Source organism: Lutibacter sp. HS1-25 (genome assembly GCF_004121075.1).
GTDB lineage: Bacteria > Bacteroidota > Bacteroidia > Flavobacteriales > Flavobacteriaceae > Lutibacter.
In genome coordinates, this window is the sequence record NZ_RHLN01000024.1 from 38,234 (window position 1) to 48,187 (window position 9,954).

Genomic DNA, 9,954 nt, shown 5'->3' on the forward strand with positions numbered 1-9,954 from the left:
TTTTTAGATTAGAACCTGATTATACTTAAAAGTGAAATCAGTCTTTCAATATGGTTTTATTCAATAATTATTTTCTTTGTAATAGTACCTGTTGAAGTTTTTACCTGAACAACATACATTCCTGTTGCCATATTATTAACTGGCAATACTACTTGTGTATCTTCAAGGTTTTTGGTCCAAACTTTTAATTCTTGCCCCAAACTATTGTATAAATTAACACTTAACAATTCTGCCTGTATTGTATTTTTAATTTGAATTTCACCAGCAGTGTTGTTCATAAATACCAACACTCCATTTTTTAAAATTTCATCTTCTAAATCCAATGTTTCTTGAGGTGCAAAAACCAATGAAAAACGATCTGTATATGTGCCTGCTGCTAATTCAATTTCAAAAGGCTGATTGTTTATTTTGTATGTTTTGCCAACTAAAGCATCTTTAATAAACAATTCAACATTGTTATCCACATTTTCTAAAGCATCAATTTGAATACTTACCAAACCTCCAGCTTTTGTGGTAATACCCAATGGCATTTCCTTATCTAAAGAAAAACTATTTGTTGCTTGAATTACATATTTTTTATCAGCCAAAGTCCAGTACATATCATCTACTAAAACCTCACTCATTTCACCATCAAAGCCCCAATCCACTCCATCAGTTGCTCTTTCATCAATAGTTAACAATAACTGACGGTGGTTTAATTTTGGCGCCTTAAATCCCAATCTTATTTTTGTACGCCCATCTTGTTCTTTTATAGAAACATTTGCTGCTTTAGACTTAGAATTACCTAGTTTCATAAAAACTGCATCTCCTGAAGATTCTGTAACAAAAACACGTTGGTTATTTGTAAATTGAATAACACCATCTTTAACTGCTTTTATAAAAAATCCTTGTGCCACAGGGATATTTGACGCTGGTGTTTTCTTTGAGACTGAAGTTGGATTTTGATTAATCAATGATGGCGTAAACGATGTTGGAACCCCTCCACTAATATTTACAAGCCAATAAACGCCTTCATAATTGGCTAAATTATGACTTTTTACATCAAATTGTTCCCAAAAACGGATATAACCATCAAACATAAATGGATTATCTTGGAAAAAATTATTGATATCAATTGCTGAAGGATACGGATTTCCAAGCAAATATTCGTTACCTGCCTTTATTGCTAACGCAATTGTCCCATTATTTGGTTTTCCTTTAAAGGTATAATTTTGATCAACCGTTATTGCTGCTGAAGAATTTGGTCCTTTCATAGTAAAACCTTGTCCTGCATCTAAATTTCCCGTACTACCAATTGCCTGCCAATCTGAATAACCTCCTGTATTTGTAGCTTTGGTATATTTATAAATCCAGTAATTAGCTATTGAAATTGGAGAAGTTTTACCATTATAACCTGAAATAAATTTAACAGGTGTAGCACCATCATACAAAATATCTTCTAATTTATAACTATATGAATTTGTGCCAGTTAAAGTTGTTCCTACTGGTGATCCCCAATAATTATAAGCATAAGTACTTGCAGTACCTTGTTGGTCTATCTCAATACTTCCTTTACTTGTTGGGTTTAATACACTTCCTGTATTTTGTATCAATTGACCTTCACCTTCTAAATCAATAACGCCATTTAACAACAAAGTACCATCTACTTTAATGCTATTATCAAAAACCGTAAGTGTTGCACCTGTCTCAATTTCTATATTATTTGCCAAGCCACCTGCATCAGTGGATGCAATTTCAGGGTAATTAGTTACACCTGCCGGAATTAAAACATTTGTTGTAATTGTAGGGACACCTCCACAACTCCAGTTTGCATCTGTGTTCCAATCCTTACTAACTGCACCTGTCCAAGTAACTGTTGAAGCTACATTTACCGTTGCAACATTAGAATTGTTTGTTGCTACATAAGGGTTTGGCGCTACATTATTTGCACTTGATAGTTTTGCTTTTCTAATTAAATAAAAAGTACCACCAGCATTAAAAGGCGCCACCATACCCGATGGTGTAAAAGTTGCAGTTGTTGCACCACTAATATCAATCCAAGGGCCTGTTATAGAAGAACTGTAAGCCCACTGATATCCAGTCCCCGCTAATGAAATACCGCTAGGAAGAACCCCAAAAGTATCTCCACTTATGGCTACACCAGTGGAATTTAAACAAATATTTTGTGTTGTATTTGTATTTAAGGTATTCTCAATAACTCTAACTAGGTTATTAAACCTAACTTGATTACCACCATTGTTTTCGTAAAAATCATAAATCAAAGAGCTATTACCCGTTAAACTCATTAACACCCTTGGGTTTCCTGAGCCAAAACCTTGCAAGACCCAATCGTCGTAAACCAAGGTACCATCAACCTGTAATCTAGAGCCATCATCAGAGCCTAAATCAACCAGGTACAATCCTTTTCTAGTTGAATTCATACGGTAACGAACTGAAAAAGTTTCTGTATAAATAGATCTACTTCCTAATGGTGAAGTAGAATTAATAGCATAACAATTGTAATCTCCTCCAAACGTTTGATTAAATTCTTCTAGTTCTGTAACCGAACCATAGTAATTTGTAAAATTACCATTGTAAGGTATTCCTGCATTGGTTCCATCATACACATGACCTATCCAAGAATTATTACCTACTGTTATTTGCGAATCTGTTGAATTTAAAGGAAACGTGGCTGTAACAATAGTTCTAGGACTTTCACAACCACTTGCATTGGTAATAGAAACCCAATAATTTGTTGTGCTTCCCAAGGTTGGCGTTACAAAGGTATTATCTGTATTATTTGCACTTGTTTTAAGTAAAGTGCCTGAAGTTGCAGCATTGTACCATTTATAAATACCTCCTGAAGCAGCTCCTGAAGCAGATAAAGTAGCTGATGATCCAATACATATTTGACCTCCTGTAGTTGTAGGTGGTGGTGCTGTTGGTATTGAATTTATTACAACATTTGCTGAAGATGGTGAAGCACATGTTGATGGAAATAATTGTGATTGTGGAATTATTTGTAATGATTGACTAGCGCTACTCCAAGAAAGTTCAGCTACAGCACCTCCCGTATACTCATAATATTCTAAAACAATTGCATATTTTTGACCAGCAACCAAATTTATTGTACCTGTATCAACTGTAGGACCATGGTCTGTCCAATTATTTATAATTTGCACCCCATTTACCCAAAGTCTAATACCATCATCACTTCTTGTACTAAACGTATAATTTTCAGTATACAAAGGTTGTACTTGCCCAGACCATCTCACAGAAAAATTATCATTATTAATTGGCGAACCTGGATTACCGCCTCCCCAATCAAAATTAACAGTAGCATCTGTACGCGTTAATACTGGTGATCCTGAAAGATTTTTATTGTTAAAATACTCACCTGTTAATCCAGAATAATTAACTGTGTACGTATAAGTTCCTGGATTAAGACCTGAAATAGTACTACTAGTTCCACTTCCTGCGGTTATTACATTCCCTGGGCTTCTTGTTAATGTCCAAGGTGTTGCTGGCAAACCATTTAAAACAACGCTACCAGTTGGTAATAAACACGTTGGATGAGTAATATTGCCAACTATTGGTGCTGAAGGTATCGCATTAACATTTAAATTTGAACTATTAGCAGTTCCAACAATTGCTGGATTGCTACTTATTACTCGTATTCTATAACCAGATCCTGTGGCTGTTCCTACTGGAATTACTCCTGAAATAGTTCCAGAACCTGTTGAATTTAATGTTCCAATAGTTACAGGTGAAGCAAAACTACCTGAAGCATTTGACAATTGAGCTGTAAAAATGTTACCCGAATTAAAAGTACCTGTTTTAGTAAAAGGCACACTTACTGATGATCCTGCACAATATGATGTTGGCGAAATTGTACCCGTAGTAATTGCTGCTGATGGTGCTAATATATTTATAGTGTAATCTTCAACTTCACCTGAATCCCATACAAAATCACAAACACTATATTTTGGATCTCGAACAGAATCAACAAAACCAATTCTCATTCGCGTATTCCCTAGAGAAGCACTCGCTGAAATAGGAATACTAACAGGAACCACAACAGTTTTGATACCTCCAACATTATTAAGATCTCTTACTTTAACCAAATAATTTTCACCGGGATCATTAAAATCTAAATCTTGGTTAAAATCAATCCAAACATTTAAATCGTAAGTATCTGTATTCCATCCATTTAATTTAACCGAAATTGTTCCATTTAACACACCACCAGCAGATACATTGTTTGGTGTTAATGAGGTAAAATTACTATAGTTTCCTGTACCAACGTTAGTGGTATTATTTAAAATTCCTAATGATACATTTGAAATAAAATATGTATTGTAGTTATTAATATTTAACGGAGTACAATATGGGGCAGCATTAATTACATTAATAGTATAATCTTCAACTTCGCCATGAAAACTATTATCACATGGAGCAGCTGTAGCATTATATTTTTCAGTAATTCTCATCCTAGTAGTACCTAGCTTAGCTCCAGCTGGAACAATTATACTATAAGGTGAATTATTAGGTTGTGCATAGGCACTATTAGTAGCAGATCCTAGATTATAGCTTTCGTTTGAATCATTAAAATCACCGTCTTGATTCCAATCAATCCAAGCATAAACATTGTATCTCCAAGTTTCATTATTTCTTTCATTTTCTGAAGTGTTTACATATACAGATAAATCGTATTTACCATTTATTGCAACAGTAGTTGATATATTTGTAAAGTCTGAATAACCACTTGCATAATCTGATGTTGCATTATCAATAGTATTAAACTGAACTCGTCTAATATCATCAGACCAAGTAGGTTTAGAAAATGAATATGCTGATGAAGCACAATAATTATTTCCTTGAATTAAGATATTATCAAAAGCAACTCCAGCAAAAGTTGTTAATTCATCTGAAGAAAAAATTACTCTCAATTTAATATTAGAATTGTTATTAAAACCAGTATCTTCAGCACTTAAATTAATTTGCCTAGTCACCCATTTTCCAACATTTGCATCACTTGACCATCCGTCTAAACCATCATTTTCTGTAGGTGTATACCAATTTGGATTTCCTGTAACTCCAGATTTTGTACTTTTACCTAAAACCTTCCATGCGCCATTATTCAAAGAATATTGTACCTGCATGACATCATAACCATATTCAGCCATATACCATACATCCATTTCAAGATTTAAATTAGTATAACCTAAAGCGTTAATTGTCGGACTTTCAGCAATAACATAGGTATGATCATTATAGTAACCACCGTACCTAGCGGAATACATATATTTGCCATTGGATCCTGTTCTATGGGCTGAATTAGATCCATTTATCCAAGCTCCTGTTCCGCTCCCAGTTGAAGAAAGAGTCCAACCGCTAAGTCCTGAATTAAAATCTTCAGAATAAACTGTTTGCCCATAACCAAACGAAACTTTCAGTAAAAAACCAAATAAAATAAAATATTTGAAAATAGATTTAATATATCCCATAAATTACTTAATGCACAAAATTTGCGCAAAAATAATACAATTAGGTGTAATTGAATTATTTTATTATAATTTATTAACAAACTTTTTATTTAAAAGGATTTAATTTCAGAGACTTACCCAAGTAAACCCTTAATACTGTTAATAAATTATACTGTGCTGTACTTTATAAGTTGATATACTTAATAAAACATTTGATTTTTTTATTTTAAATCTTATTTGGTAATAGGTTATTATTCAATAATTACCTTTTTAGCAATAATACCTGTTGCAGCTTTTATTTGAACCAAATACATACCCGTTGCTACATTGGATACTGGTAAATTAAGGTTTTGATCTTGTAAGTTTTTATCCCAAGTATTTTGTAATTGCCCCAAACTATTGTATAAATTAACACTTAACAATTCTACCTGTATTGTATTTTTAATTTGAATTTCACCTGCAGCATTGTTCATAAATACCAACACTCCATTTTTTAAAATTTCATCTTCTAAATCCAATGTTTCCTGAGGTGCAAAAACCAATGAAAAACGATCTGTATAAGTACCTGCTGCTAATTCAATTTCAAAAGGCTGATTGTTTATTTTGTATGTTTTGCCAACTAAAGCATCTTTAATATACAATTCAACATTGCTATCCACATTTTCCATCGCATCAATTTGAATACTTACCAAACCTCCTGTTTTTGTGGTAATACCCAATGGCACTTCTCTGTCTTTATTTGCATCTGGTAACGCTTGAATTACGTATTTTTTATTGTTTAATACCCAAAACATATCATCAGCTACCACGCCATTCATCTCACCATCATAACCCCAATCTACACCATCTGTGGTATTTTTATCAATGGTTAACAACAACTGCCTATGACTTATTTGAGGTGCTTTAAATCCTAATCTAAATTTTGGACGAATATCTTTTTGTGCTTTATAAATACTTGATGTTTTAGATTTAGCATTGGCTGACTTCATAAAAATAGCATCTCCTGAAGATTCTTTAACAAAAACACGTTGACCATTGTTAAATTTTATTTTTCCGCCATCTCCATCACTATCAGTAAAAAATCCTTGAGCTACAGGTATGTATTGCCCTGGTATTTTAAGATCTGACGGATCTGTTGGTAAATCGCCTATACTTGTCCCTGAAGCTGCAGGCGAACCTCCTGAAAGGTTTAAAGTTGCATAACCACCTTCGTAATCTGCTAAATTATGACTTGTTCCTTTAAATTGTTGCCAAAAATAAAGTGTACCTGTTAACAACGAACCTTCTGGATTTGATGCTTTATTATCGTTTATAAATTGATAACCATCAATAGCTGAAGGAAATGGGTTTGCTATTAAGTACTGATTATTAGCACTAACATTTAAAGATATTGTTCCATTATTTGGTAAACCTCTAAATACATAATTTTGAAAAGTATTTACAGCACCCGTACTGGTTCCTTTCATAGTAAATCCTTCACCTGCAAAAATATCACCTGTACTTCTTACTTGTTGCCATTCAGCATAGTTTCCATTTTTATCAGCATATTTATAAACCCAATAATTAGCAATTGTTAATGGTGGTCCAACTGACCCGTTGTAGTTATAACCACCTACAAATGATACTTTTGTTGAATAACTACTATACAAAACATCAAACAAACTATATTTATAGTCACTTATTTCAATATTACTTGACAATTTAGTTACACCAACTGGCGACCCCCAATAGTTATAAGAGTTTATGTTAGCGGTACCTTGTTGGCTACGTGTAATATACCCCGAGCTGGTATTGTCTAAAATACTTCTTTCTGATTGCAATAGCTGCGATTCGCCATCTAAATGTAAAATACCATCTAAATCTAAATAATGTGAAACGTTTATACCGTAACCTGTTCCGGTTCCTGTTGAAATATTTGTGACTCCTTCAACTGTTAATTCTTTGGTTGTATTTACCAATAAACCTAATGTAGTTCTTACAGATTCATTTACAGATGGAAGTGTTGAATTTTCCATTGTTACATTTGAAGCTATTTGCACAATATTCCAATCTATCGTATATCTATCATCATCATTTATAGTTGCATCACCATTTCTATCAACAGAAGCAGCTACAATAGATACAGCGCCTGGAATAGTTTGAAAAGAATCAGCATTCCAAGTTGTTTTTAAATCCCAATTAGCATCTGCTACTGAAACATAAGGCAGTGGTGCTGTTTGAGAATCAACTCTTTTATACACGTTTGTACTTCTATTGTTATATTTAAGATTTCCATAATTTCCATTACCAGAAGCATCAACAACTACACTAGGATAAGCGTAAGTTGACATAGGGTAATAACCTGCTAAATCACTCCAAGGTATGCTAGACACATCGTTATTTGGGATATTTTGTGGAATAACGGATCCAGTAACTGTATTATCCGAATGCTCTTCAATTTCCTGATTCATGATATAACGCAATTGCTCTTGTAAAAGTGCAACATTCCAAATACGTACTTCGTCTATAGAACCATAAAACTCATCTCTAGGATTTCCAGCAGCGCCAATATAAAAAGGAAAATCGTTATTCACAGGTGCACTTACAACTCTAGATCCATCCAACACACCATCAATATATAAATACAAAGTTGTTCCATTATAAATAGCAGCTACATGATGCCACTCATTATCGGGAATAAAAGTGCTTGAAGTTAAATTAGCAACTATACTTCCGTTATTAGCCCATCGCATTCGCAACTGTTCGCCTCCAATTCTAAATTCAAACCCATCGGTTAAATTACCATCATTTCTTTTTGCAACAATAGTACCGCTATCTTCACCTGTAGTCCATTTAATCCAAGAAGAAATTGTAAATCCTGCTGGATTTAAATTCAAAGTATTTCCTAAGTTAATTCTATCGTTATCTCTATCATCAAAAAAGATTGAGCGCTGTTCAGTTGTATAAGGTCTATACCCAAAAGTCACATACTGCTCACCCGTAAAATCAAAAATACATTCAAGGTTAGAACCGTTTAACGTTAAAGGCACATAGGTTGAAGTTTCATTAAATGTATTATTACTAGAAACAACCATTACATACTCACCACCATTAGAACCAGAAATAGTACTTGTTAATAAGGTTTCTGGTATGGATATTTTCACATTTTCAACATCATTTGTTTCTTTCATTTTCCATACACGTTGTATAGGTGTAAACGAAACAATTGTTGAAGGGCCTCCTGCAATATCTTGGCTTAAATTTACCGTAAGCGTAGTACCAGCAACAAAAGGTAAATTATTATTTCCCCACATTAAAAATGTTTGATCTGTTGCAAAAGTGTTTGTATTAAGTAGGTTTGTAGTGTAAATATCGCCCAAACCTATGGTGATATCATTGGCATTTGCATTTTGAGAGGTCGATTGCTTTTGATTTAACACAGAATCATCATCTCTACCAATACCTGCTACATTGTAATGATAAGTACTGTTAGCCGAAGCATCCCAAAGTGGCGTACTGCCGCTTGAAGCCATATAATCTCCATTAATGCCACCACCCGTATTATCTAATGTTATACCGTATTTAATTGCTAAGTAAGATTCTACTTTAACTTGATTAGCAAGTGACAATTGTCTATCATAATATATCACTTCTGAAATTCCACCCGTAAGCCTATTTCCTCCTGATCTATCATCACCTATATAATAACTTCCCCCAGTAGACCAACTTGTACTAAATGCTTTTGTACCATTAGTATGAATATTATTTCCATCCTCATAAATCATTGCCGACGCAGTTCCCCCTGGATCACTTACAGACCAAACAAATGTATTGTTTATTTGAAGACTATAAAGATCTGGTGGATTTGCAGCATATCTTCTATCAATAAAAAAAGCTCTTGATGAAGCAGTTCCAAGTTCTATCAACGCTTTATCATTAACAGTTGATATATTACCAACCACAAATATGGTTGAACCTGTTCCATTTGTTCTACTAATATTTCCAGATAACGGTCTATCGTCATCAGTAAAATTTAAACCTGGGTTAAAGTTTGAAAATGAAGAAAGGTAAGTCGTATTTCCAGTTCCCATTGCATCAAAACCTAAAGGACTTTGATCTACCCAACTTGTAATGCCATTTCCTTCAATAATTGTATTTGTACCTGCATCGGCTTTTAACCATAAATTTAAATCTGTAAAAACACCACCTGGAGCTTCTGGATTATTACAAACACCACCTCCACTAACATTGAAATTAACCCTAACACCACCACTACGGGCTGTCCAACCATCATTTGAAAGCACTGTTACTCCTCCAGAAGTAATCGTAATATTAGATACTACATTAGGAAGGTTACGATCCCAACCGTCACCCGGACCGTTTACGCCACCTCCTCTATCATACATTATCACATAATAATTATTAGCATCTTCCAAACAACCTAGATTTACTGTAGTAGCATATGGCACATCTGGATTAGGAACACTACTATCAAAACCATTGTCTATAG

General features: G+C 33.8%; 2 protein-coding genes. Both read right to left on the reverse strand.

Annotated elements, in window-relative coordinates:
- Positions 1 to 56: 56 nt before the first annotated feature.
- Positions 57 to 5,486 carry a PA14 domain-containing protein gene (locus EC396_RS09930; protein ID WP_129366548.1) on the reverse strand — a complete coding sequence of 1,810 codons (5,430 nt, stop codon included), beginning with the start codon at positions 5,484 to 5,486 and terminating at the stop codon, positions 57 to 59.
- A 230-nt stretch (positions 5,487 to 5,716) separates the two neighbouring features.
- A partial coding sequence (locus EC396_RS09935; protein WP_129366549.1) for a LamG-like jellyroll fold domain-containing protein occupies positions 5,717 to 9,954 on the reverse strand: 4,238 nt, incomplete at its 5' end.